The organism is Rahnella sp. CJA17(1/100) (assembly GCF_963881615.1).
Classification (GTDB): domain Bacteria; phylum Pseudomonadota; class Gammaproteobacteria; order Enterobacterales; family Enterobacteriaceae; genus Rahnella; species Rahnella aceris.
Map to the genome: position 1 here is coordinate 231895 of NZ_CAWOJA010000064.1, position 24319 is coordinate 256213.

Sequence of the window (24319 nt, forward strand, 5' to 3'; positions counted from 1 at the left end):
TCATGCATTAAGCCAAATCGGTTTTATACTGTATGGTAAAGAACGTCATGGTGAAAATGTTCAATCTTTCAGTAAGGAATACAATGAAAAAGAAAACCCTTGTCGCCGCCATCCCGCTGGTACTGATGTTAAGTGCCTGCACCACGGTAGAACCTGCATATAAGGACATTGGCAGCCGCACCGCACCCTGTGTCGATGGCGGCCCTGACAGCGTTGCTCAGCAATTCTATGATTTTCGCATTAAACAAGGCGGCAGCGGATTACCCAATTCCAGCCAACTGGCGGCATACCGACCTTATCTGAGCACCGCATTGTATGATGCGCTGCTGAAAGCGCAGTCACATCCGAAAGTCGATATCGCCGCATCACCGAACGAGAAAACGGGTGCTGGTTCAGGCGATGGTGACATTTTCTCCAGCCTGTTTGATGGACCGACGTCTGCCTCCGTAGACAGCGCCTCCACCATACCGAACACCGACGCCCGCAACATTCCCCTGCGTGTCACCTTCACACATGAGAAAGACAAAGGCGCATCGACAAGCTGGAAAGATGAAGTGCTGATGGTGCGTGAAGGCCAATGCTGGACGGTTGATGATGTGCGTTATATGGCAAACCTCGATTTCGCTTCAAGTGGCACACTGCGCCAGGTTTTAGAACACCAGTAAGCCATTCCTTTCTCTAAAATAGCGGCTGCATAATGTGGGTCAGTGATGAATATCGTCATTGACCAACATCCCCGTCACAGCGGTTTAACAATATGATGTGCTACACTTTGGCATTCCTGCGGTAACACATAATTTTTAAGCCGCGATCGTTGCATAACTATGCTGCGGAAGTTACCATCTGCGGCATCAATGGCTATTCACTATTTGCGCATGAGTATTCAACTTAATAGCATCAACTGCTTCTACGGCGTGCATCAGGCGCTTTTTGACATTCAGCTCGACTGCCCTGCCGGTGAAACTCTGGTTTTACTCGGCCCAAGTGGTGCAGGCAAAAGCTCCCTGTTACGTGTTCTGAACCTGCTGGAAATGCCGCGTTCAGGCACTTTGCAGATCGCCGGTAATACCTTCGATTTCACCCGCAAACCGGATGAAAAAGCCGTTCGCGAATTGCGTCAGAACGTCGGCATGGTTTTCCAGCAATACAATCTGTGGCCGCACCGCACGGTGCTCGACAACTTACTGGAAGCGCCTATGCGAGTGCTGGGGCTGACCAAAGACGTTGCGCTCGCGCGTGCCCAGAAATTGCTGACCCGTCTGCGTCTGACCGATTACGCCGATCGTTTTCCGTTGCATCTTTCCGGTGGCCAGCAACAGCGTGTGGCGATTGCCCGTGCGCTGATGATGGAGCCTCAGGTTCTGCTGTTTGATGAACCTACCGCCGCGCTTGACCCGGAAATCACCGCCCAGATCGTCAGCATTATTCGCGAACTGGCCGGCACCGGCATTACTCAGGTTATCGTGACCCACGAAGTTGAAGTTGCGCGTAAGACCGCCAGCCGCGTGGTGTACATGGAAAATGGCCGCATTGTCGAGCAAGGCGATGCCTCCGTTTTCGCACAGCCGCAAACCAAAGAGTTTGCCAGCTACCTTTCCCACTAAACTGTATTTCTATCAATACATTGATTGATGTTTCTACGGAGTTTGCGATGAAAAAATTAGTAATTGCCGCGGTTCTGGCTACCGTCAGTTTGTCTGCCAGCGCTGCTGATACCATCCGTTTCGCGATGGAAGCGTCTTATCCTCCGTTTGAGTTTGTAGACTCCAGCAATCAGATCCAGGGCTTTGACGTCGATCTGGCGAACGCCATGTGTAAAGAGATGCAGGCAACCTGTACGTTCACCAATCAGGCGTTCGACAGCCTGATCCCGAGCCTGAAATTCCGCCGTTTTGACGCGGTGATTTCCGGTATGGACATCACGCCGGAACGTCAGAAACAAGTGGCATTCACCAACCCGTACTACGATAACTCTGCTATTTTCATCGCCCATTCTGGTCAGTTCACTGACGTTGCTGCGCTGAAAGGCAAACGTGTCGGTATGCAAAACGGCACGACTCATCAGAAATACCTGATGGATAAGCACCCTGAAATCACCGCCGTACCTTACGACAGCTATCAGAATGCCGTACTGGACCTGAAAAACGGTCGTCTGGATGCCGTATTCGGTGACACCGCCGTGGTGAATGAATGGCTGAAACAGAACAAAAATCTGGCCGCTGTGGGTGACAAAATCACTGACCCGACTTACTTCGGTACCGGCCTGGGTGTTGCGGTTCGTCAGAACAATACCGAATTGCTGACTAAACTGAATGATGCTCTGGCAAAAGTGAAAGCAGACGGCACTTACAAGACGCTGTATTCAAAATGGTTCCAGCAATAAGTTTGCCTATCAATGACTGAATTCCAACCTTTAGCAAGCGCCGCCGGGATGACCGTCGGCCTTGCCGTTTGTGCGCTGATCCTCGGCCTGGTGCTGGCGATGATTTTCGCAGTCTGGGAATCCGCGCCGTGGAAGCCGCTTAGCTGGCTGGGCACCGCGTGGGTTACCGTGCTGCGCGGTCTGCCGGAAATCCTGGTGGTACTGTTCATCTATTTTGGTTCCTCACAACTGCTGATGGTGCTGGCCGATGGCTTTAGCATCAATCTTGGCCTGTTCGCCATCCCGATTAAGTTGCCGATTGAGAACTTCGAAGTCAGCCCGTTTGTGTGTGGTGTGATCGCCCTTTCCCTGCTGTATTCGGCTTATGCATCGCAGACATTGCGCGGCGCACTGAAAGCCGTGCCGCAAGGGCAATGGGAGTCCGGTCAGGTGTTGGGCATGAAAAAGTCGGCGATTTTCTTCCGCCTGATCATGCCGCAGATGTGGCGTCATGCGTTGCCGGGGCTGAGTAATCAGTGGCTCGTGCTGCTGAAAGATACCGCACTGGTATCACTTATCAGCGTGAACGACCTGATGCTGCAAACCAAAAGCATTGCGACCCGTACGCAGGAGCCATTTACCTGGTATGTGATTGCGGCGTGTATCTATCTGCTTGTTACCCTGTTCAGCCAGTTCGTGATTAAACGTATCGAACTGCGTACCACACGCTTTGAACGGAGTGCATCCTGATGTGGGAATATTTACCTGAAGTCCTGAAAGGATTGCACACCAGCCTGACGCTGACCGTGGCGGCACTGATTGTTGCACTGTTGCTGGCGATGATTTTCACCGTCATTCTGACGCTGAAAGTGCCGGTTGCCAGCCAGATCGTTAAAGGTTACATCACGCTGTTTACCGGCACACCGTTGCTGGTGCAAATATTCCTGATTTACTACGGACCGGGCCAGTTTCCGTCGATCCGCGAAATTCCGTGGTTATGGGAAGTCCTGTCGCAGCCGTGGCTTTGCGCGATGTTTGCATTGGCGCTGAACAGTGCGGCCTATACCACACAGTTGTTTACCGGTGCGGTACGCGCTATTCCGTCCGGCCAGTGGCAGTCGTGCGAAGCACTTGGCATGTCGAAGCCGCAAACCTTGCGCATTCTGTTGCCGTACGCCTTTAAACGCGCGCTGTCATCGTATTCCAACGAAGTGGTGCTGGTGTTTAAAAGTACCTCGCTGGCTTACACCATCACGCTGATGGATGTGATGGGTCACAGCCAGCTGATGTACGGTCGTACGTATGACGTGATGGTATTCGGTGCGGCCGGTGTGGTTTATCTGTGCGTGAACGGGTTGCTGACCCTGATGATGCGCCTGATTGAGCGTCGTGCACTGGCATTTGAACGCCGTAACTGATAGCCAGAGAAGAATCTGAAGGGACGAGAAATCGTCCCTTTTTTTGTGCCGGAAAAAACATCCCCTTGTTTCAATTTATAATTTTTTAATCAAATTTATTGCATATAAATTCATTTAGTGGCACTTTGTTCTCAGGTTTCACTTCCTGCCAGTTACCCGATTAAATTAATAAAATCAGTAAACTGTACCATGAAGGGAATGTCATTTTTTGAACAGGAATGTATTGCATGAAAAAGCTGATCCTCGCCGCCCTCTTGTCTGCCACAGTTTTCACTGCCACCGCTGCGGATACCATTCGTTTCGGCACTTCCGCCACGTATCCGCCGTTTGAATCTATCGGCGCTGACAACCAGATTATTGGTTTTGATATCGATCTGGCGAACGCGCTGTGTAAGCAAATACAGGAAACCTGTACCTTCACCAATCAGCCGTTTGATGGTCTGATCCCGGCACTGAAATTCCGTCGTTTCGATGTGATTATTTCCGGTATGGATATCACGGAAGAGCGCAGTAAACAGGTGACGTTCACCCAGCCTTACTACGCTAACACGGCAATGATTATCGGGCCGAAAGGCAAGTTTGCTTCTATTGCGGATCTGAAAGGTAAGCGTGTTGGCCTGGAAAATGGCACCACGCACCAGAAATACCTGATGGAAAAGCATCCTGAAATCACTACCGTCGGTTACGACAGCTATCAGAATGCAATTCTGGATCTGAAAAGTGGTCGTCTGGACGGGCTGTTAGGCGACACCGCCGTGCTGAACGGCTGGCTGAAATCCAACCCGAATCTGGGTGAAGTCGGCGAGCTGATTAAAGATCCGCAATACTTTGGTACCGGCGTCGGCATGGCGGTGCGTCCTGATAATAAGGAACTGCTGGCGAAGCTGAACACAGCGCTGGAAGGGATCAAAGCTAACGGCGAATTTAAAAAGATTAATGACAAGTGGTTCCCGGCTCACTGATTCCCCGTCATCCTTTTTTAACAGCCGTCTGAAAAGGCGGCTGTTCTGCGTAACATCTCCCAAATATGCAACGAAGCAGAACTTATTACATCAAAAAAGTGACATCCGTCACACCACGTTCATGGAATGACTTTTACACTGTTCAACCGTAATCACTGTCGAGATCGAATGTTTATGCACGCACGTTTTCACACCGCCTTTGCGGCACTCCCTGAAAATTTATCCTCCGCGCTTGAGCCGTTTTTGCGTCATGATGACTTCCCGGCAATGCTCACTGCGGCTGATGTTGCGCAGATAAAACAGGCGACCGGACTGGACGATGACGCGCTGGCATTTGCCCTGCTGCCTCTGGCCGCAGCCTGTTCTGTTACGCCTATCTCTCATTTCAATGTCGGTGCGGTTGCACGCGGAATTTCAGGCAATTTGTATTTCGGTGCCAACATGGAATTCGCCGGTGCGCCGATGCAACAAACGGTTCACGCTGAGCAATCCGCAGTCACGCACGCCTGGCTGCGTGGTGAAACCCGTCTGGCCTCCATCACCGTGAATTACACGCCTTGCGGGCATTGTCGTCAGTTTATGAATGAGCTGACCAGCGGCACGGCGCTGGATATCCATCTGCCCGATCGTGATGTAGCAACACTTGGCGATTATCTGCCGCACTCCTTCGGCCCGAAGGATCTGGACATCACCACCCTGCTGATGGACAAAGTGAATCACGGTTACACACTGGAAAGCACCGACTCCCTGGCACTCATGGCACTGGATGCCTGCAATCAAAGTCATGCGCCTTACAGTAAGTCGCACAGTGGTGTGGCGCTGGAAACCCATAACGGCAAACAGTTCGGTGGCCGTTACGCCGAAAACGCCGCATTCAATCCGAGCCTGCCTCCTTTGCAGGCCGCGTTAATCCTGCTGAATATGTCAGGTGAAGATTGCCTGAAAGTGCGCCGTGCAGTACTGGTCGAGCAAAAAGATGCGTTGATCACGCAAAACGATGCCACGCGTGCCACGTTAAAAGCACTGGGCTGCGAAGATATCACCACGCTGACCTGCTGATAGTGTGAGCCGGTTAACACTAAAGACTCTGTTTCCGGAGTCTTTAGTTACATAACATTGTCATTACATTTGTCATTTGAAATCCTTATTTCCTCTCTGTTACCCTCACCGCTCCGAAATATAAAAAACAACATTCTGAAAACCGGAAGAGTAAAACGATGGAACTTGAATACGAAAGTAAACGCCCCCTGTACATTCCCCACGCTGGCCCGATCCTGTTAGAGTTTCCGTTACTGAATAAAGGCAGCGCTTTTACTGAAGAAGAGCGCAGCAACTTTAACCTTCACGGTTTACTGCCGGAAGCGGTGGAAACCATCGAAGAACAGGCTGACCGTGCCTACCGCCAGTTTCAGAATTTCAAAACCGACATCGATAAACACATCTATTTGAGAAACATTCAGGACACCAATGAGACGCTGTTCTACCGTCTGCTGGACAACCATCTCAGCGAAATGATGCCGGTGATTTATACCCCGACCGTCGGCGAGGCCTGCGAACACTTTTCAGATATCTACCGCCGCGCCCGTGGCCTGTTCATCTCTTATCCCAACCGCGCCCACATCGATGACATGCTGCAAAACGCCACCAAACAACACGTAAAAGTGGTGGTGGTGACTGACGGCGAACGCATTCTCGGCCTGGGCGACCAGGGCATCGGCGGCATGGGCATTCCGATCGGTAAGCTTTCCCTGTATACCGCCTGTGGCGGCATCAGCCCGGCGTATACCTTGCCGGTGGTTCTGGACGCCGGTACCAACAATCCGCAGTTACTCAACGACCCGCTGTACATGGGCTGGCGTCATCCGCGCATTACGGGTGAAGAATATGAAGCGTTTGTTGATCAGTTCATTCAGGCCGTAAAAATCCGCTGGCCAAACGTGCTGCTGCAGTTTGAAGATTTCGCACAGAAGAATGCCATGCCGATCCTCGAACGCTACCGTGATGAACTGTGCTGCTTTAACGACGATATTCAGGGCACAGCGTCCGTGGCGCTGGGTAGCCTGATTGCCGCCAGTAAAGCCGCCGGGGGCAAACTGAGCGATCAGACAGTCGCCTTCCTCGGTGCGGGTTCTGCCGGTTGTGGTATCGCAGAACAAATCGTTGCGCAGATGAAATCTGAAGGTCTGAGCGAAGAAGAAGCCCGCGCCAAAGTCTTTATGGTCGACCGCTTTGGTTTGCTCACCGATAAACTGCCTAACCTGCTGGATTTCCAGAGCAAACTGGTGCAGAAAAGCAGCGCACTGGCCAGCTGGGGCATGGAAAGCGACAGCGTTTCCCTGCTGGATGTGGTGCGTAACGCCAGGCCAACCGTGCTGATCGGCGTTTCCGGCCAGCCGGGGCTGTTCACCGAAGAAATCATCCGGGAAATGCACAAGCACTGTGCACGTCCGGTGGTGATGCCCCTGAGCAATCCGACGTCCCGCGTTGAAGCCACACCTGCCGATATCCTGAACTGGACCGACGGCGCCGCGCTGGTCGCCACCGGCAGCCCGTTTGCACCGGTGAGCCACAAAGGCAAGCTCTACCCTATCGCACAGTGCAACAACTCCTTCATCTTCCCGGGGATCGGGCTGGGTGTGATTGCCTCGGGCGCCACCCGCGTTACCGACGGGATGCTGATGGCCGCCAGCAGAACGCTGGCAGAGTGTTCGCCGCTGGCCACAGAAGGCACAGGCTCGCTGCTGCCGGACGTTGACGATATTCAGGGCGTGTCTAAATGCATCGCGATGGCCGTCGGTAAGGCCGCGCAGTTGCAGGGCGTGGCGATGGTAACGTCAGAAGATTCTCTGTCGAAAGCCATTGAGCACAACTTCTGGGCACCGCAGTACCGAAGTTATAAGCGCACGTCTTTCTGATCCGACGGTAGTAAAAGAAGTCCGGCTATGATCCAGACCAATGCCTTATGCATTGGTCTTTTTTTTCGTCCAAATTGCAGTACGTCGCGCAGATTAAGAAGTAATTCACTGAAAAGTGCTGAAAAAAGCTGCGAAGCCTGTGGATGCAGAGTCCAACGTATTGCGAACCCCGAACAGGTAAAGTAGCCTTGGATCCGATTTCCATCCGGTCATAACAGGGATACCTATGATTAAGCGACTTATAGCTGGCGTTTTCGGCATCATTATTCTGATGCTGGCTGTCGCTATTGGGCTTGATCAGTGGATAAGCTTACGTACCCAGCCCTACATTTATGACGAAGTACAAACCCTGCCGCACCGTCAGGTCGGCGTGGTGCTCGGAACGGCGAAGTATTACCGCACCGGCGTCATTAATCAGTATTACCTGTACCGGATTCAGGGCGCGATTAATGCCTACAACAGCGGCAAGGTAAAATATCTGCTGCTGAGCGGTGACAATGCACAGCAAAGTTATAACGAGCCGAGCACCATGCGCCGCGACCTGATTGCCGCCGGTATTCCCGCCAGCGATATCGTGCTCGACTACGCCGGATTCCGTACGCTCGACTCCATCGTGCGTACCCGCAAAGTCTTCGACACTAACGATTTCATCATTATAACCCAGCGTTTCCACTGCGAACGCGCGCTGTTTATCGCGCTGCACATGGGCATTCAGGCACAATGTTTCGCCGTACCATCGCCAAAAAATATGCTCAGCGTGCGCAGCCGCGAGATCTTCGCCCGCCTCGGCGCGCTGACGGATTTGTATCTGCTTAAACGCGAACCCCGCTTCCTTGGCCCGCTGATCCCTATTCCTGCGGTACACAACATTCCGGACGATGCCCAGGGCTACCCGGCGGTAACACCGGAACAACTGCTGGCATTACAACAGCAACTTGAAGCCGAGAAGAAAGCCGCTATCGCCAAAGCCGCGGCAGATAAAGCAGCAGCGGATAAAGCTGCTGCGGAAAAAGCAGCCGCAGACGAAGCGGCCAGAGTCAAAGCGGAGCAGGAAGCCAATGACGCGGCACAGGATGAAACAGAAGATGTGGAACCCTCCGCCAAACCCGAAACGGCGAAACCGGTAGGCAGAAATCCATTCCAGCAGTGATCGCCGGACTGCGCCTCCCCTTCGAAAGGGTTTGGCCTTTAGTGCCTCCCCTTCGCAGGGGAGGGAGCAGTCGGTGCCGAATTTACGACAGCAAAAAGGCCGCGTATGCGGCCTTTTGTTTTTACTGCCCGAAAACTTATTTCTTCTTGGCGTATTTCAAAGAGTCCAGCGCCACCGCGAAGATGATGATGCTGCCCTTGATAATGTACTGCCAGTAAGGGTTCACGCCGATGTAGGTCAGGCCGTAGTTGATGACGGTGAAAATCAGCACCCCTGTCACCACCCCTGCCACAGAACCCACACCACCGGCGAATGACACGCCGCCGACCACACAGGCTGCGATGGCATCGAGTTCATACATAAAGCCGAGGTTGTTGGTCGCACTGCCGATACGCCCAGCTTCGAGCAAACCGCCGAACGCATAGAACACACCAGACAATGCATAAATCATAATCAGGTTTAACGGGACGTTAACGCCGGAAACTTTCGCGGCTTCCGGGTTACCACCGATAGCAAAGATGTTTTTACCAAAGCGGGTTTTGTTCCACAACACCCAGACAAAGGCGATCGCAATCAGCGCGTAGAACGTAATGTAGGAAAGCTTCAGACCACCTAAATGGATAAAGCCTTGTGCAAACTGGGAGAAGCCCGGGTCAAAGCCTGCCACCGGTGAAGAACCAACATAATCGTAATACAGGGAGTTAATCCCGTAGACGATAATCATTGTGCCCAGCGTGGTAATAAACGGCGTTACGTTCAGGTAAGCGATAATAATACCGTTCAGCAAACCAATTAATGCACCAACAATACACACGGTCAGAATAACCAGCGGAATGGGCACCACTTCCAGATTCGGGAATACTTTGTTGACGTTGTCCATCGCCTGCAACATGGTGGCCGCAACAACCGCTGCTAACCCGACCTGACGCCCGGCTGACAGGTCAGTACCCTGGGTGACGATAAGCCCTGCCACGCCCAGTGCGATAATAACGCGCACGGATGACTGAGTCAGAATGTTACTTAAGTTGACGAGACTGAGGAAGCTCGGATCCTGGATGATAATAATGGCCAGTAAGACCAGCAGGACCACATAAATCCCGCCCTCTTTTAAATAAGTGAGCACACTTTTCTTATTTAATGCTTTCATAATAAGAACCCTTAAAAATTAGAGATGCAAGGAAGCCAGGCGTAATATTTCGTTCTGCGAAGTATTTTTAGTTTCAACAATACCCGCAACCTGTCCATTACTCATAACCAATATTCTGTCAGTAATACCCAGCAACTCCGGCATTTCAGAGGAGATAATAATGATCCCCTTCTCTTTTTTCGCCAACTCGGTGATTAACTGGTAAATTTCAAACTTAGCGCCAACATCAATGCCGCGCGTCGGTTCGTCCAGCATTAATATCTCAGGGTTGGTTAATAACCAGCGCCCGATAATAACTTTTTGCTGATTACCGCCTGACAATGAACCAATGCTGGTTTTATGTCCCGGCGTTTTCACCCGCATGGAATCGATAACCCATTGGGTATCGCTTTTCATCCGGGCAGTGTCGAGTAAACCGGCTCTATTTTTATATTGACGAATATTAGAAATCAGCGAGTTAAAGCCGATGTCCAGATATGCATAAATACCGGTGGAACGACGTTCTTCCGTCACCAGTGCAAAACCATGGTTAATGGCTTCATTGGCACTGTGATTATTAATTTTTTTGCCGTGTAATTTAATGGTTCCGGCGACTTTCTCGCGGATACCAAATAACGTCTCGACGATATCTGTACGTTTTGCACCGACTAAACCGGCAATTCCGAGGATTTCCCCTTTGTGTAAATCAAAGGAAATATCACGAATGGAAGGCTGGCGCAGCGAGGTCAGATTACGGACTTCGAGGATAACTTCACCCGGTACGTTCTGGCGGTCAGGGAAACGCTGGCTCAGTGAGCGGCCGACCATCATGGAAATGATTTTATCCATGTCCAGGCCTTCCAGCGGCTGAGTAATAATCCACTGACCGTCGCGCAGAATGGTTATCTCATCGCACAACTGGAAGATTTCTTCCATCTTATGCGAGATATACACAATGCCGCAGCCACGATCTTTCAGCTTACGGATGATGGTGAACAGATGGTTCACTTCCTTTTCCGTCAGCGAGGACGTTGGTTCGTCCATAATGACGATTTTTGCATTGTAGGAAAACGCCTTAGCGATTTCGATCATCTGCATCTGCGAAACGGACAACTTACCGACCTTGTCGCGCGGGTCGATATCAATGTCCAGTTCGTCGAAAATCGCCTTGGTGTCTTTGTACATTTTGTCCTGATCGACAAATAGTCCTTTGGTCGGATAACGTCCCAGCCACATGTTGTCCATGACCGTACGTTGCAACACCAGGTTTAATTCCTGATGGACCATCGACACGCCCTGTTCCAGCGCTTCTTTCGAACTTTTAAAATTAACTTCCTGTCCCTGAAAAAGAATGGTACCGGAATCTTTGCTGTATATCCCGAAAAGGCATTTTAATAATGTGGATTTACCGGCGCCATTTTCACCCATCAGGGCGTGAATAGAATGAGGACGCACTTTCAAATTCACATTATCTAACGCCCTGACGCCAGGAAATGATTTATTGATACCACTCATTTCCAGAAGGAATTCGTCCGGTTTTGATGTTGTGTCAGATAACGTATTATCGGCCATAGTTATACCTGGCTAAAGATAAAAATAAACGGGTGTATTAATACCTGATGTCAGCCCTGCGTATGGCCGGTATACGCACCACACGCAGAGCGACATGACGTCCTGTCAGATAAGCATTAACGTCTAATCATACTTAGTCTTTATTTACGGCTTAACCGCAATTATTTTTGCCACTGCTTAGCTTTGTTTTTTATTGCTGTCTGTCTTTACTGCTGCCGCTGCATTCTTATTTCACGAAGGAAGACAGGTTGTCTTTATCCACAGCGACGTAAGGAATACGCACGACTTTGTTTTCGATTTTCCAGTTAGTCCCTTCGGCCGCTGGTTTACCGTCAGCCAGATTTCTCGCCAGATCAAACGTGGCTTTCGCCTGATTGTTTGCATCGTTCAACACGGTACCGGCCATTGCGCCAGATTTCACCAGTGCCAGCGCTTCTGACAGGGCATCCACACCAAATACCGGAATGCTGGTTTTGTTATGGGATTTCAGCGCTTCTACAGCACCCATTGCCATCGCATCGTTGTTGGCGATAACCACTTCGATTTTGTTAGCGTTAGGACCGGACAACCACGCATCCATCTTGTCTTTCGCCTGTGCGGTATCCCACATGGCGGTATCAAGCTGCAGTTGTTGAGTTTTCAGGCCTTCTTTGCCATTCAGGGTGCTGATGACGTACTTAGTACGCGCTTCAGCATCCGGATGGCCCGGCTCGCCTTTGATCAGCACGTATTGGATCACGCCGTCTTTGTTCAGATCCCAGGCCGGGTTAGCTTTCCAGTGTTTAGCAATCAGCTCACCCTGGATCACGCCGGATTCTTTAGAATCAGTCCCGACATAATAGGCTTTGTCGTAGCTGTCTAAATCTTTACGGGAAGGTTCTTTGTTATAGAAAACGACAGGAATGCCAGCACCGCGGGCTTTTTCAATGATGACCGGGGCAGCAGCCGGGTCAACCAGGTTAATGGCCAACGCTTTAACACCCTTCGCCAGCATAACGTCAACCTGGTCGTTCTGGGTAGACTGGCTGTTTTGCGAGTCATTCATCAGCAGTTGCACATCTGGAGTGGCTTTCGCATCTTTCTCAATGGCTTTACGAACTTCGGACATGAAGTTGTCGTCATATTTGTAGATGGTGACACCGATTTTAGTATCAGCAGCATGTGCGGCAAAACCAAACATCATGCTTGCAGCCAGAGTCGCCAGGGTGAAGACCTTCTTATTCATTTGTATCTCCGGTTATGTAGGGTGTTACAGAATTTGGCACCGGAAATCCCTGCGGGAGCAGTACAGCTCCACGTCACGATTGTGGGTGCCTGCCATCCTTGACTTATAACGTCCTGACTCGCTGTGAAACAAGTCCGGCAAACCGGACCCAAATTGAATCATATTGAAAACGAATGAATCATAATGCGCCCGATGTTAATAAACTGTGAAAGTTCTCACAGATTGAAAACGGTTACATCGCGTTATTTGATCAATAAGTGACGGGTGCCACATTTTGCCAGGGAGCTACCGAGTGGCGTCTGACCAGCGTAGGCATGAAGCAATGCGAAACGCTCGTAGCTAACTGTTCTGCCGCACCTTTTAAAGCCAGTTCAGTGGCAAGCGTCGCCATGGAAACGATCGGATAACGCACGGTGGTCATTTTCGGGCTGGTATAGCGGGCAATCGGAATGTCATCAAAACCGATCAGCGAAAAGTCATCGGGAATGTTAATTCCGTTTTCTTTCAACACGGCCATCGCCCCCGCAGCCATCGAATCGTTGTAGGCGAACACCGCGCTGAGGTGCAGATTACGCCCGAGCAGTTCCACCATCGCCGCTTCCCCGCCCTGCAGATCCGGCGAACTTTGCGCCCGCCATGCGGCAGGGGGCGCATCTCCGCTCTGATGTGCCTGCATCATTGCCTGTGAGTAACCCTGATAACGCTGTAAATCGTCTTCGATGCCATGACTTGAACCGATGTAACCAATGCGCTGGTGCCCCTGAGACAGCAACAAACGCGTCGCCATTTCCGCGCCACTGACGTTGTTAAGCCAGACACAGCGGTGCTCGTAGCCCGGAATGACACGGTTAATCAGCACCATGCCCGACACCTGATCCATAAATCGCGAAAGCTCGTCATCCCCCAGCGCCTTGGAATGCACAATGAGTGCGTTACAGCGCTGACGAATCAGAACTTCAATGGCATACCTTTCTTTTTCAGCAATATGATAGCTGTTGCCTATCAGGACGTATTTCTGATGCTGCTGCGCGACGGTATCAACGGCTTTCACCAGCGCGCCAAAGAACGGGTCTGAAACATCCATCACCACCACGCCGATGGTATCGCTGCTTTGCGTCGCCAGTGCCTGCGCATTGGCATTGGGCCGGTATCCCAGCGTGGCGACAGCCTGTAACACCTGCTCGCGCGCTTCTTTGCTGGCAATAGACGGATTGTTCAGAACACGTGACACGGTGGCGACAGAAACCCCCGCCAGCCGGGCGACATCACGAATTGTGACCATGCGTCGCTCCGTGATCAGTCAGGGAATGGTACGGAGGAATACGGAAATTTTTGACCCAGGAGGTAAAGAAACCAGACAAAGAGAAGCGAGGTGAAGTGCGCATGGCGTTTCCTTTTTTAGTGTAGTGGTCATCGGAGAGGCACGACCGCTATCCTAAACATTTTGCGAAAACGCCTGCGTGAATCTCGTCACAGGAAAGAAAACGTTTACATACAAATATGCAACCTTCATCCCAAATCCATCATTTAGGATGATATATCAACGTCAGGTTCAGGCAGCTTTTAGTTCTTCACCCGCTGCTTTCGCCGTCAGTTGACGCCAGAGCCACTCCACCGGCCCCTGGCGGAAATGACGCAGCCACAGCAATGTCACCAGCACATTGCACGCCCAGACCAGCGGCACCAGTGCGACCAGCTGCAGGCGGTCGAAGTGCTGATAGAAGCCGAAAACATTGAAGAAGGTGATGCAAATGAGCGTCTGTAACAGGTAATTGGTCAGTGCCATACGGCCAGTCTGCGAAATCCAGTGCGTGACGCGCCAGCGGGAAATCAGCGGCCAGAAGCCGTAACACAGCGCCAGATAGCTCACCGCCTGCATCAGCGAGCCAATTTCACGCGGCACCTGCAACAGAAAACCGCTCCAGCGGTAGTCCCAGCCGGTACGGTATTGCAGATAAATCGCCGGGATCTGAATCAGCAATGAAAGCGGTAACAGTACGGCGGCGACCTTGCGGTAATGCGAGACGCGGAACGCACCTTTCAGCCATCCGCTGCGCATCAGGCCGGAGCCAATAAGCATGGCGCCCGCCAGCTCCCAGCCGTATTGCGCGCCAATCGCCAGCAAACTGGATGACAGTAAATCGAGCCGGTTGCGGATAGCTTCCCAACCCCCTTTCAGCCGCCAGTATTGTTCATACTGAATTTCCGCCGGTCCCGGAAGCCAGAAACTACCGGGCTTTGGCGAGGTAATAAACCCCAGCATCGCCAGCACCGCCACACCGATCAGATACAAAATGATGCCCGTTGAAATCAGCGACTGACTGCTGCGCCCTTCCCGCACCATCCTCCAGCACACCAGACCAATCAGCCCGTATGACAGCAAAATATCACCGTCCCACATCAGGGTGGCATGAAGAAAACCGCACAGTAATAAAATCGACAGCCGGGCCTGGATCCAGTGTTTGCCGCGCGGCAGCAATAAAAACAGACCGCCGCCAAACAGCATGGCGAACATCATCAGGAATTTGCCTTGCGCCAGTGCGTCGAGTACCGCCCAGGTCCAGGTATCAGAAGCTGAAGGCGTTCCGGCAAATGCCGGATTCAGGTAAGCGGCTTTCGGTAAACCGAAGGCGCTGATATTGAGCAGAAGAATGCCAAAAATGGCGAGACCACGGGCAAAGTCGAGCGTGGCAATACGTGAGCGCACCCTGACATTCCTTTTGAAGATTATTGAGATATTTAAGAATAAGGGAAGAAAATCAGGGTGGCTACCCTCCAAGTAAATGAAGTTGCAGCATGGCAGCCAGCGAGAAGAGCCCGATGAGCTGACTGATGTCAGTGATTCGGGTCTCCGAACGCAGCGAACACCGCTGCGGCTTTAGTTACGACGGATGGCGGACGGTTCTTAAAAATTCTTGACGCGTATTCTGGCTGGATTTGAAAAGACCACCGAGCGAAGTCGTCGTCGTTGCGCTGGTCGCGTCACGCACACCGCGCGCTTTCACGCAGTAATGCACCGCATCAATGGAAACCGCGACATTGGTGGTGCCGAGCAGGGTTTGCAGGGCAACCAGTATCTGCTGGGTCAGACGCTCCTGAACCTGCGGGCGCTGTGAGAAGAACTGCACAATGCGGTTGATTTTCGACAGGCCGATTACGGTGTCTTTCGGGATATACGCCACAGTCGCTTTGCCGTCGATGGTCACGAAATGGTGTTCGCAGGTGCTGGTCAGGGTGATATCGCGCACGGTGACCATTTCATCCACTTTCATCTTATTTTCGATGACGGTGATTTTCGGGAAGTTGGCGTAATCAAGTCCGGAGAAGATTTCATCGACATACATCTTGGCGATGCGGTGCGGCGTTTCCGCCAGACTGTCATCGGAAAGATCCAGATTGAGAAGCTGCATGATGCCGGTCATATGTTCCTGGATCCGCTGCTTGCGCGTTTCATTGTCGATCGGCAAAGCTTCACGCAGAGGGGTTTCCAGACCACGGGCTAACAGGGCCTCGTGAACCAAAATGGCTTCTTTACTCAGGATTGGCATTCTTTCTTCTCCGGCAGATGTAATCACTTTGACGCAGATCACGCTAAAATGAGGTGGCTTACTGTAGTAGAGAGCCGGTTCAGAATCCAGTGAATGTGCTTCATGATGGATGAAATAGCTGCAACTTATCGTTTATGCCGGAAGACCAGCGCACCCGCAATAATGAAACCGGCCAGCGCGACATACAGCGCAGGCTCAAGCCGATGGGTCAGCGCGGTAGAAATCGCCGACAGAACCGGTCCGAATAACTGGCCGACGGCGTAACCGGTCGTCAGCAATCCGGCCATATAACGGCTGTGATTGGGTGCAAGCTCGCGGCTGTATTGTAAGGCCAATTGCACCACGCTGAGGAAACCACCACCGGTCAGTAACGCGCCAAGTACCAGACCACTGACGCCCGGCACCACTTCCGCGCACAAAATCCCCAGCCCCTGAATCCATAGTGTCAGCGCCAGGCGGGTATGCGTAGTCAGACAATGGCGGGTAAGAATACCGATGATGATGCCGATAACCGCAGCGCCGCCAAACACCGGCCAGACAAACTGCGCGAACAGACTGTCAGGAAAACGTGCACTCGCCATCTGAGATAAAAACGTCGCGGGCAGGATATAACCAAAGCCCGCCAGACTGTAACTCCACACCAGACGTTTCAGCGCAGGCGTCATCACCAGCGGCTCAGTCGCCATGTGCGAACGGTGCAGGTCGCCTTTGCGCGGCAGATTCGGCGTGATAATTGCCACGAAAATCAGCGCCAGCACGCCGTAAACACACCAGGCCTGCGCTGAGGTGAGCTGCAAACTGTGAATACCCACCGCTAGCATGCCGCTGAGGAAAATCCCCGCGCCCGGCCCGGCAAACACCGCGGCACTCATTGCCGGACGGCCATAATGCGCCAGCCGTTCGTTACACCACGCTGATACCATGACCATCGCCCAGCCGCTGGTCCAGCCGATCAGGAAGCGCACAATACTGTGCAGCACTTCGCCGGAAATTACCGCCGACAGCAATGTCAGGATCACGCCGCCCCACACGCCCAGCCACAAACGGCGTTCAAGATGTTTGCTGGCACGCATGCCATCAAACGCGCCACACAGATAACCGAGATAGTTGAACGCGGCGACCAGCCCCGCGCCGGTCAGGCTGAACTGATGTTCAGCTATCATTAAAGGAACCTGCGGCGTAAAGGCAAAACGCCCGATACCCATCGCGACGACAAAAGCCAGAAAACCACTCAGCGCAATACGAAAAGCCATAACTGCTCCGTCAAAAGAAACCGCAATGCAACATATTAGAAACAGTGAGTAAACATACTCAAACCTGTCGCCGAAAACAGCAGATTTCTTAAAAGAAAGTTAATTGGAAGTTGTCGCTATGATGCCTTATGGATACAATCACAGAAACTGAATAATACAAACCAACTTGTTTACGATTAGAGAACACAGGAACCCATCATGGATCTCACTCAGTTACGGATGTTTTGCTGCGTAGCGGAAACCGGTTCGCTGGCGCGTGCGGCAGAGCAACTGCATCGTGTCCCGTCGAACCTGACCACCCGACTGCGTCAGCTCGAACTCGAACTGGGCACCGATCTGTTTATCCGCGAGAAGCAACGCATCCGCCTGTCCGCCATGGGCCATAACTTCCTCAACTATGCCGAGCGCATTCTGGCGCTGAGCGACGAAGCGATGAGCATCATGCATGCCGGTGAACCGGCCGGGAATTTCGCGCTGGGGTCGATGGAAAGCACGGCGGCAACACGCCTGCCTTCTTTGCTCGCCGCTTATCATCAGAAGTTTCCGCAAGTGGCGCTGTCGCTGGTGACGGCGACTTCCGGAGAAATCATCGACAGCGTGCGTGCCGGACGTCTCGCCGCAGCCCTGGTTGATGGTCCGATCGATTTTGACGATATCAATGGCTGTATTTCTTTTCGCGAGCGCATGGTGGTGATTACTCCGCCGGGCGAGTCGCCGCTGGAAGTGCCTGCGGGTCGCAGCGGCCATACCGTTTTTGCATTCCGCCCCAGTTGTTCCTACCGCCAGCGTTTACAGGGCTGGATCAAACACATGAATGTGCCGGTCGCTAACACCCTGGAGATTCAGTCCTATCATTCCATGATGGCCTGTGTCGCCAGCGGTGCGGGTATCGCCATGATCCCGCGTTCTGTGCTGGACCAGTTGCCCGGCCACGAGCGGGTAGAAATTCACGAAATGCCGGATGAATTCGCCGATACCGCCACCTGGCTTATCTGGCGCCGGGATGCGTTCAGCCCGAATGTCCGGGCGCTGAAAGAACTGATCATCGAACAGAATGACGGGGTGATCCCGTTACTGAAACATCCGCTCGCCGCAGAACACGATCCGGCGTTGCATCCGACTTATTAACTTAAAATCCGAATAAGTAAAAACACCTGACTGGAGCTAAAAAATGCAAATGATCAAAACACGTGCGGCCGTCGCCTGGGGCCCGAATCAACCTCTGTCCATCGAAGAAGTGGATTTGATGCCGCCGCAAAAAGGCGAAGTGCTGGTGCGTATTGTCGCCACCGGTGTTTGTCATACTGATGCTTACACGCTGTCCGGCAAAGATCCGGAAGGCGTTTTCCCGGCGATCCTCGGCCATGAAGGCGGCGGTGTCGTCGAAGCCGTCGGCGAAGGTGTCACCAGCGTGGCCGTGGGCGACCATGTGATCCCGCTGTACACACCGGAATGTGGCGAGTGTAAGTTCTGTAAATCCGGCAAGACCAACCTGTGTCAGGCGATCCGCACCACACAAGGTAAAGGCCTGATGCCGGACGGCACCACCCGTTTCTTTAAAGACGGCAAGCCGATTTTCCATTACATGGGCACTTCGACCTTCTCCGAATACACTGTGGTGCCTGAAATCTCCCTGGCGAAAATCAACAAAGAAGCGCCGCTGGAAGAAGTGTGTCTGCTCGGTTGTGGCGTGACCACCGGGATGGGCGCGGTCATCAACACCGCTAAAGTGAAAAAAGGCGACACCGTGGCGATCTTCGGTCTCGGCGGTATTGGTCTTTCTGCGATTATCGGCGCGGTGATGGCTGGCGCAGGCCGCATCATCGGTATCGATCTGAACACCAGCAAATTCGATCTGGCGCGTAAACTCGGCGCAACCGATCTGATCAACCCGAAAGATTTCGACAAGCCGATTCAGGACGTGATCGTCGAAATGACCGACGGCGGCGTGGACTTCTCCTTCGAATGTATCGGTAACGTCAATGTGATGCGTTCCGCACTGGAATGCTGCCACAAAGGCTGGGGCGAATCTGTCATCATCGGCGTGGCCGGTGCAGGCGAAGAAATCTCCACCCGCCCCTTCCAGCTGGTGACAGGCCGCGTATGGCGTGGTTCTGCTTTCGGTGGTGTGAAAGGCCGCAGCCAGTTGCCGGGCCTTGTGCAACGTTATCTGGACGGCGAATTCGCCCTGAACGATTTCATTACCCACACCCTGCCGCTGGAAGAAATCAACCAAGCCTTTGACCTGATGCACGAAGGGAAATCTATCCGTACGGTTATTCATTTTAATAAGTAAGGAATGTGTCAATGAGCAGCTCGATTGAACTACTCGAAGAACACCGGATGTTTGGCGGCTGGCAGCAGCGCTACCGCCATACCTCTGAGAGCCTGAATTGCAGCATGACGTTCAGCATTTATCTGCCTCCGGCGCAACACGACGCGCCGCCGCCGGTGCTGTACTGGCTGTCGGGCCTGACCTGTAATGATGAAAACTTCACGATCAAAGCCGGGGCGCAGCGCGTCGCGGCAGAACTCGGTGTGATTCTGGTGATGCCGGATACCAGCCCGCGCGGTGAAGGTGTCGCCAACGACGACGGTTACGATCTCGGTCAGGGCGCCGGTTTTTACCTGAATGCCACGCAGGCGCCGTGGGCAGCGCATTACCGGATGTACGATTACCTGCTTGATGAACTGCCTGCGCTGATCAGCGACCATTTCAAGGTCAGCGAACGTCAGTCGATTTTCGGCCACTCAATGGGCGGCCACGGTGCGCTGATGCTGGCGCTGCGTAATCCGCAGCGTTTCTGTTCGGTGTCAGCGTTTGCGCCCATCGTGAATCCGGCTCAGGTGCCGTGGGGACGTAAAGCGTTCAGCGCGTATCTGGGGGATGACGAAAGTCAGTGGCTACAATACGACAGTTGCCACCTGCTGAGTTCATTGCCAGCGGATCAAAAATCGTTCCCGATTTTAGTCGATCAGGGCGATAGCGATCAGTTCCTGGCGGATCAGCTACAACCGGCAAAACTGGCGGAGATCGCCCGACAACGCGGCTGGCCGTTACAACTGCGGGTTCAGCCGGGGTACGATCACAGTTACTTTACGATTGCGTCATTTGTGGAAGATCACCTGAAATTCCATGCGGAGTTTTTGCACTCCCCTTCATGAGTGCAGGTTCCTAAAAATAGAAGCCATCTGCTTCTCCCCTGCGAAGGGGGAGAAGCAAAAATCTCAATTCTTCAATTTCGGATCCAACGCATCCCGTAATCCATCCCCCAGCAAATTAAACGCCAGTACGGTCAGGAAGATTGCCAGGCTCGGGAATATGGCGACGTGCGGCGCCATGACCATATCGGCGCGGGCTTCGTTGAGCATCGCGCCCCACTCCGGCGTCGGGGGCTGTGCGCCCATACCCAGGAACGACAAACTGGCGGCGGTAATGATCGAGGTACCGATACGCATGGTGAAATACACCACTATCGATGACAACGTGCCCGGCAGGATGTGGCGGAATAAAATCGTGGCGTCAGAGGCGCCAATGCTGCGCGCCGATTCAATATAGGTTTGCTGTTTGAGTACCAGCGTGTTGCCGCGCACCAGTCGCGCAAAGGCAGGAATGCTGAAAATCGCCACGGCAATGATCACGTTCGACATGCCATTGCCCATCACCGCCACGACGGCAATCGCCAGCAAAATACCGGGGAAAGCAAACAGGACGTCACAGACGCGCATGGTGATGCGATCCCACCAGCCTTCGTAATATCCCGCCAGCAAGCCGAATACCGTGCCGATTGCCGCGCCGAGCACCACAGAAAGGACACCAGCCGTCAGTGAAATCCGTGTACCCATCAGAATACGGCTGAAAATATCACGCCCCAGCGAATCCACACCCAGCCAGTGGATCAGCGACGGGCCTTCGTTCAGACGGTCGTAATCAAAATAATTTTCCGGGTCAAAGGGCACCAGCCACGGCGCAAGAATGGCCGCGGCAATCAGCAGCAGGATAAAAACTCCCGCAATCATCGCAATGTGCTGCCGTCGAAAACGACGCCAGAACGCTTTCCACGGTGTCCTTCCCGCCTGTGGTTGCACAGTTCCCGGCGTGATTACCGGTAAACCCGCGAGTACGGCATTTCGCCGCCAGTTTTTCATGCGCTTACTCACTTGTATCGGATGGAAGGGTTGATGACGGCGTACAGCATGTCCACCAGCAGATTGATGAGGATAAATTCCAGCGAGAACAACAGCACTTCTGCCTGAATCACCGGATAATCGCGCATCTCAACCGAATCGACCAGCAACCGCCCTAACCCCGGCCAGTTGAACACTTTCTCCACGACAATCGAACCGCCGAGCAGGAAGCCAAATTGCAGTCCCATCATAGTCACGACGGGGATCATCGCGTTACGCAGGCCATGTTTAACCACCACCACCGCTTCGTGCACGCCTTTGGCGCGCGCAGTACGCATATAATCTTCCTGCATCACTTCGACAAAAGAGGCGCGGGTAAAGCGGGCCATGATCGCCGCCACCGCTGCACCGAGTGTGACAGAAGGGAGAATATAGTGCTGCCAGCTGTCAGCGCCCACCGTCGGCAACCAGCCCAGTTCAACAGAAAAGATTTGCATCAGCAGCATGCCCAGCGCGAAGGCCGGGAAGGAAATACCGGAAACGGCGAGCGCCATGCCCAGTCTGTCCGGCCAGCGGTTACGCCACACGGCGGATACCACGCCAATTACCAGCCCGAAAATCACCGACCACACCATGCTGGTCAGCGTCAGCCAAAAGGTCGGCATAAAGCGCGAACTGATTTCATCAATGACCGGGCGTTTTGAGACCATTGAGTGGCCGAAATCACCGGTCAGCGCATTGCCAAAGAAAGTGAAGAATTGCTGATAAAGCGGTTTATCCAGCCCCAAATCCTGACGCACCAGCGCCACTACGCTGGCGTCGGCATCCTGCCCGGCCATCAGCCGCGCCGGATCGCCCGGCAGCAGATGCACAAATAAAAACACCAGCACGGCCACAATCAGCAGTGTCGGGATCAGTCCGAGTAATCGTTTTAAAAAATAATTAAGCATGATTCGCTGTCTGTGATTTCACGGTAGACATCCATGTTCCGGACCCGGAACACACGAGTTCAGGGCACGCACGCTGTGCGCCACGCGCCCTGAAAGCCTCACCGCCTGTTATTTCACATCTGCATTGTCAAAGCTGAAGGCCGTATCGGGCATCACATAGAAGCCGGTCAGACGTTTGTTTTTGGCTGAAACCAGACGTTCAGTGACCAGGAACGCCCACGGCGCATCGCTCCAGATTTGCTTCTGGGCATCAGCGTACAGTTTAGCTTTCCCGGCTTTGTCAGTCGTTTTCAGCGCATCGGACAAATCTTTATCCACCTGCGCATTGCTGTAGAACGCGGTATTGAACTGCTTCGGTGGCGCGGCCTGTGTGGAGAACAGCGGAGACAACGCCCAGTCTGCTTCACCGGTAGACGCCGACCAGCCGGTGTAGAACATGCGGATGCCCGCCTCTTTCTGCCCCACATTCTCAACCTGCGCAGCACGCTGTGCGGCGTCCATGGCGGTAACCGTCACTTTGATACCGACCTGTGCCAGTTGTTGCTGGGTGAACTGCAACACTTTCTGCGCCGTGCTGTTATTGTGCGACGACCACAGCGTAGTGGTGAAACCATCCGGGTAACCGGCTTCTTTCAGCAATGCTTTGGCTTTTGCCGGATCATACGGCCACGGTTTAAATTTCGCGGCGTATTCGATGCCCTGCGGCAATGGCCCTTCAGACGGCACAGCATAACCGGCAAACGCCACTTTGATCAGCGCCTGCTTGTTAATCGCGTAGTTAATCGCCTCACGCACTTTCACATTGTCGAACGGTTTTTGCGTGACATTGAAACTGATGTAGCGATGCAGAATCGACGGCGCCGTCACCAGATCCAGTTTGGCATTTTTCTCCAGCAAGGCTGCCTGTTCGTAAGGCACAGGGAACGCCAGATCCGCTTCGCCGGTTTGCAGCATCGCTGCCCGGGTGTTGTTATCTGCCACCGGACGCCAGGTAATGGTATCGAGTTTCGGCTCACCTTTTTTCCAGTAACCGTCAAACTTCTTCACTTTCACAAAGTCAGTCTGGTTCCATTGTTCAAGTGTATACGGGCCGGTACCGACCGGATGGAAACCGATGTCTTTGCCGTATTTGGTCAGCGCCGCCGGGGAAATGATCACCGCAGACGGGTGCGCCAGAATGTTGATAAAGGCGGAGAACGGCGCTTTCAGCGTGATTTTCACCGTGGTGTCATCAACAGCTTCAGTGCTGGCGATATTTTTAAACAGGTTATAACGCTTGAGGTGACTGTCCGGGTTACTGGCACGATCAAAGTTGACCTTCACCGCCGCCGCATTGAAGTCAGTACCGTCCTGGAATTTGATGCCCGGATGCAGTTTGATGGTGTAAACCAGACCGTCTTTACTGACGGTATAGCTGTCCGCCAGAACGTTTTCCAGTTTCATATCTTTATCAAAGCCAAACAGACCCTGATAGAAAGATTTGGCGACCGCCTGCGATAAGGTGTCGTTAGCGTCATACGGATCAAGCGAGGTGAAGTTAGAACCTACGGCGATAACCACGTCTTTTGCCGCCCATGCAGAAGCCGACGCCAGCGAACCGAAAACAGCGGCAGCGAGCACGGCCTGACGGACAACGTTCTTACCTTTAGATTTCTGCTGATTCATGTCAGTTCCTTTTCCTGTCTTACCCGTTTGTCTTACTAAGAATTG

At 52.9% G+C, this 24319-nt stretch carries 22 protein-coding genes; 12 read left to right on the top strand and 10 right to left on the bottom strand.

Features of this window, described 5'->3' with window-relative positions:
- Nucleotides 1-83 precede the first annotated feature (83 nt).
- From AACU55_RS21640 to sanA, 9 genes are all read left to right on the top strand, one after another.
- Nucleotides 84-665, top strand: a complete 582-nt coding sequence (locus AACU55_RS21640; RefSeq protein ID WP_013574756.1) for a lipoprotein — start codon at nt 84-86, stop codon at nt 663-665.
- 210 nt (nt 666-875) lie between these two features.
- Nucleotides 876-1604 (top strand): arginine ABC transporter ATP-binding protein ArtP, encoded by a 729-nt coding sequence (gene artP, locus AACU55_RS21645; protein WP_015689572.1) that lies wholly within the window; start codon nt 876-878, stop codon nt 1602-1604.
- 47 nt (nt 1605-1651) lie between these two features.
- On the top strand, nt 1652-2383 hold the full coding sequence (gene artJ, locus AACU55_RS21650; protein WP_013574754.1) for an arginine ABC transporter substrate-binding protein: 732 nt from the start codon (nt 1652-1654) through the stop codon (nt 2381-2383).
- 12 nt (nt 2384-2395) lie between these two features.
- On the top strand, nt 2396-3112 hold the full coding sequence (gene artQ / locus AACU55_RS21655; protein ID WP_013574753.1) for an arginine ABC transporter permease ArtQ: 717 nt from the start codon (nt 2396-2398) through the stop codon (nt 3110-3112).
- Nucleotides 3112-3780, top strand: a complete 669-nt coding sequence (gene artM, locus AACU55_RS21660) for an arginine ABC transporter permease ArtM (RefSeq protein ID WP_013574752.1) — start codon at nt 3112-3114, stop codon at nt 3778-3780. The genes artQ and artM overlap by 1 nt, the downstream gene beginning before the upstream one ends.
- A 227-nt stretch (nt 3781-4007) precedes the next feature.
- Complete coding sequence (locus AACU55_RS21665) at nt 4008-4742, top strand: arginine ABC transporter substrate-binding protein (RefSeq protein WP_134706094.1); 735 nt, start codon at nt 4008-4010, stop codon at nt 4740-4742.
- A gap of 174 nt (nt 4743-4916) precedes the next feature.
- Nucleotides 4917-5801 carry a cytidine deaminase gene (gene cdd, locus AACU55_RS21670; protein ID WP_037036582.1) on the top strand — a complete coding sequence of 295 codons (885 nt, stop codon included), beginning with the start codon at nt 4917-4919 and terminating at the stop codon, nt 5799-5801.
- Between the two features lie 158 nt (nt 5802-5959).
- Nucleotides 5960-7657: an NAD-dependent malic enzyme gene (locus AACU55_RS21675; RefSeq protein WP_013574749.1), complete on the top strand. Its 1698-nt coding sequence runs from the start codon at nt 5960-5962 to the stop codon at nt 7655-7657.
- Between the two features lie 226 nt (nt 7658-7883).
- Nucleotides 7884-8807 (top strand): outer membrane permeability protein SanA, encoded by a 924-nt coding sequence (gene sanA, locus AACU55_RS21680; protein ID WP_134706095.1) that lies wholly within the window; start codon nt 7884-7886, stop codon nt 8805-8807.
- A gap of 136 nt (nt 8808-8943) precedes the next feature.
- Here sanA and mglC read toward each other — a convergent pair whose 3' ends face one another.
- The 7 genes from mglC to AACU55_RS21715 form a co-directional block, all read right to left on the bottom strand.
- Nucleotides 8944-9954, bottom strand: coding sequence for a galactose/methyl galactoside ABC transporter permease MglC (mglC, locus tag AACU55_RS21685; RefSeq protein ID WP_013574747.1), 1011 nt, complete (start codon nt 9952-9954; stop codon nt 8944-8946).
- Between the two features lie 18 nt (nt 9955-9972).
- On the bottom strand, nt 9973-11505 hold the full coding sequence (mglA, locus tag AACU55_RS21690) for a galactose/methyl galactoside ABC transporter ATP-binding protein MglA (protein WP_013574746.1): 1533 nt from the start codon (nt 11503-11505) through the stop codon (nt 9973-9975).
- 226 nt (nt 11506-11731) lie between these two features.
- Complete coding sequence (gene mglB / locus AACU55_RS21695) at nt 11732-12730, bottom strand: galactose/glucose ABC transporter substrate-binding protein MglB (protein ID WP_013574745.1); 999 nt, start codon at nt 12728-12730, stop codon at nt 11732-11734.
- Between the two features lie 250 nt (nt 12731-12980).
- The gene (galS, locus tag AACU55_RS21700; RefSeq protein WP_134706096.1) at nt 12981-14012 is read right to left on the bottom strand and encodes an HTH-type transcriptional regulator GalS; all 1032 of its coding nucleotides are present in this window, start codon (nt 14010-14012) and stop codon (nt 12981-12983) included.
- Between the two features lie 270 nt (nt 14013-14282).
- Nucleotides 14283-15437, bottom strand: coding sequence for a DUF418 domain-containing protein YeiB (yeiB, locus tag AACU55_RS21705; protein WP_013574742.1), 1155 nt, complete (start codon nt 15435-15437; stop codon nt 14283-14285).
- Nucleotides 15438-15612: 175 nt separating this feature from the next.
- Nucleotides 15613-16278: a GTP cyclohydrolase I FolE gene (gene folE, locus AACU55_RS21710; protein ID WP_013574741.1), complete on the bottom strand. Its 666-nt coding sequence runs from the start codon at nt 16276-16278 to the stop codon at nt 15613-15615.
- A gap of 125 nt (nt 16279-16403) precedes the next feature.
- Nucleotides 16404-17531, bottom strand: a complete 1128-nt coding sequence (locus AACU55_RS21715) for a YbfB/YjiJ family MFS transporter (protein WP_013574740.1) — start codon at nt 17529-17531, stop codon at nt 16404-16406.
- A gap of 198 nt (nt 17532-17729) precedes the next feature.
- Between AACU55_RS21715 and ptrR the strand changes: the two genes are divergently transcribed.
- The 3 genes from ptrR to fghA are packed head-to-tail and all read left to right on the top strand — an operon-like array spanning nt 17730 to nt 20696.
- Nucleotides 17730-18659, top strand: a complete 930-nt coding sequence (gene ptrR, locus AACU55_RS21720; RefSeq protein ID WP_134706097.1) for a putrescine utilization regulator PtrR — start codon at nt 17730-17732, stop codon at nt 18657-18659.
- Between the two features lie 43 nt (nt 18660-18702).
- Entirely contained in the window at nt 18703-19827 is a 1125-nt protein-coding gene (locus AACU55_RS21725; RefSeq protein ID WP_013574738.1) for an S-(hydroxymethyl)glutathione dehydrogenase/class III alcohol dehydrogenase, read from the top strand.
- Nucleotides 19828-19838: 11 nt separating this feature from the next.
- Nucleotides 19839-20696 carry an S-formylglutathione hydrolase gene (gene fghA, locus AACU55_RS21730; protein ID WP_134706098.1) on the top strand — a complete coding sequence of 286 codons (858 nt, stop codon included), beginning with the start codon at nt 19839-19841 and terminating at the stop codon, nt 20694-20696.
- 63 nt (nt 20697-20759) lie between these two features.
- Here the strand turns inward: fghA and gsiD are convergent, their stop codons facing one another.
- The 3 genes from gsiD to gsiB all read right to left on the bottom strand — a co-directional run bounded on the left by gsiD (nt 20760) and on the right by gsiB (nt 24274).
- Entirely contained in the window at nt 20760-21680 is a 921-nt protein-coding gene (gsiD, locus tag AACU55_RS21735) for a glutathione ABC transporter permease GsiD (protein WP_037036082.1), read from the bottom strand.
- An 8-nt stretch (nt 21681-21688) separates the two neighbouring features.
- Nucleotides 21689-22609 (bottom strand): glutathione ABC transporter permease GsiC, encoded by a 921-nt coding sequence (gene gsiC / locus AACU55_RS21740; RefSeq protein ID WP_015689564.1) that lies wholly within the window; start codon nt 22607-22609, stop codon nt 21689-21691.
- A 108-nt stretch (nt 22610-22717) separates the two neighbouring features.
- On the bottom strand, nt 22718-24274 hold the full coding sequence (gene gsiB, locus AACU55_RS21745; protein ID WP_134706099.1) for a glutathione ABC transporter substrate-binding protein GsiB: 1557 nt from the start codon (nt 24272-24274) through the stop codon (nt 22718-22720).
- Nucleotides 24275-24319 lie beyond the last annotated feature (45 nt).

Coding starts and splice junctions, on each gene's coding strand:
- AACU55_RS21640 (WP_013574756.1), top strand. CDS start 84: ATGAAAAAGAAAACCCTTGTCGCCGCCATCCCGCTGGTACTGATGTTA.
- artP (WP_015689572.1), top strand. CDS start 876: ATGAGTATTCAACTTAATAGCATCAACTGCTTCTACGGCGTGCATCAG.
- artJ (WP_013574754.1), top strand. CDS start 1,652: ATGAAAAAATTAGTAATTGCCGCGGTTCTGGCTACCGTCAGTTTGTCT.
- artQ (WP_013574753.1), top strand. CDS start 2,396: ATGACTGAATTCCAACCTTTAGCAAGCGCCGCCGGGATGACCGTCGGC.
- artM (WP_013574752.1), top strand. CDS start 3,112: ATGTGGGAATATTTACCTGAAGTCCTGAAAGGATTGCACACCAGCCTG.
- AACU55_RS21665 (WP_134706094.1), top strand. CDS start 4,008: ATGAAAAAGCTGATCCTCGCCGCCCTCTTGTCTGCCACAGTTTTCACT.
- cdd (WP_037036582.1), top strand. CDS start 4,917: ATGCACGCACGTTTTCACACCGCCTTTGCGGCACTCCCTGAAAATTTA.
- AACU55_RS21675 (WP_013574749.1), top strand. CDS start 5,960: ATGGAACTTGAATACGAAAGTAAACGCCCCCTGTACATTCCCCACGCT.
- sanA (WP_134706095.1), top strand. CDS start 7,884: ATGATTAAGCGACTTATAGCTGGCGTTTTCGGCATCATTATTCTGATG.
- mglC (WP_013574747.1), bottom strand. CDS start 9,954: ATGAAAGCATTAAATAAGAAAAGTGTGCTCACTTATTTAAAAGAGGGC.
- mglA (WP_013574746.1), bottom strand. CDS start 11,505: ATGGCCGATAATACGTTATCTGACACAACATCAAAACCGGACGAATTC.
- mglB (WP_013574745.1), bottom strand. CDS start 12,730: ATGAATAAGAAGGTCTTCACCCTGGCGACTCTGGCTGCAAGCATGATG.
- galS (WP_134706096.1), bottom strand. CDS start 14,012: ATGGTCACAATTCGTGATGTCGCCCGGCTGGCGGGGGTTTCTGTCGCC.
- folE (WP_013574741.1), bottom strand. CDS start 16,278: ATGCCAATCCTGAGTAAAGAAGCCATTTTGGTTCACGAGGCCCTGTTA.
- AACU55_RS21715 (WP_013574740.1), bottom strand. CDS start 17,531: ATGGCTTTTCGTATTGCGCTGAGTGGTTTTCTGGCTTTTGTCGTCGCG.
- ptrR (WP_134706097.1), top strand. CDS start 17,730: ATGGATCTCACTCAGTTACGGATGTTTTGCTGCGTAGCGGAAACCGGT.
- AACU55_RS21725 (WP_013574738.1), top strand. CDS start 18,703: ATGCAAATGATCAAAACACGTGCGGCCGTCGCCTGGGGCCCGAATCAA.
- fghA (WP_134706098.1), top strand. CDS start 19,839: ATGAGCAGCTCGATTGAACTACTCGAAGAACACCGGATGTTTGGCGGC.
- gsiD (WP_037036082.1), bottom strand. CDS start 21,680: ATGAAAAACTGGCGGCGAAATGCCGTACTCGCGGGTTTACCGGTAATC.
- gsiC (WP_015689564.1), bottom strand. CDS start 22,609: ATGCTTAATTATTTTTTAAAACGATTACTCGGACTGATCCCGACACTG.
- gsiB (WP_134706099.1), bottom strand. CDS start 24,274: ATGAATCAGCAGAAATCTAAAGGTAAGAACGTTGTCCGTCAGGCCGTG.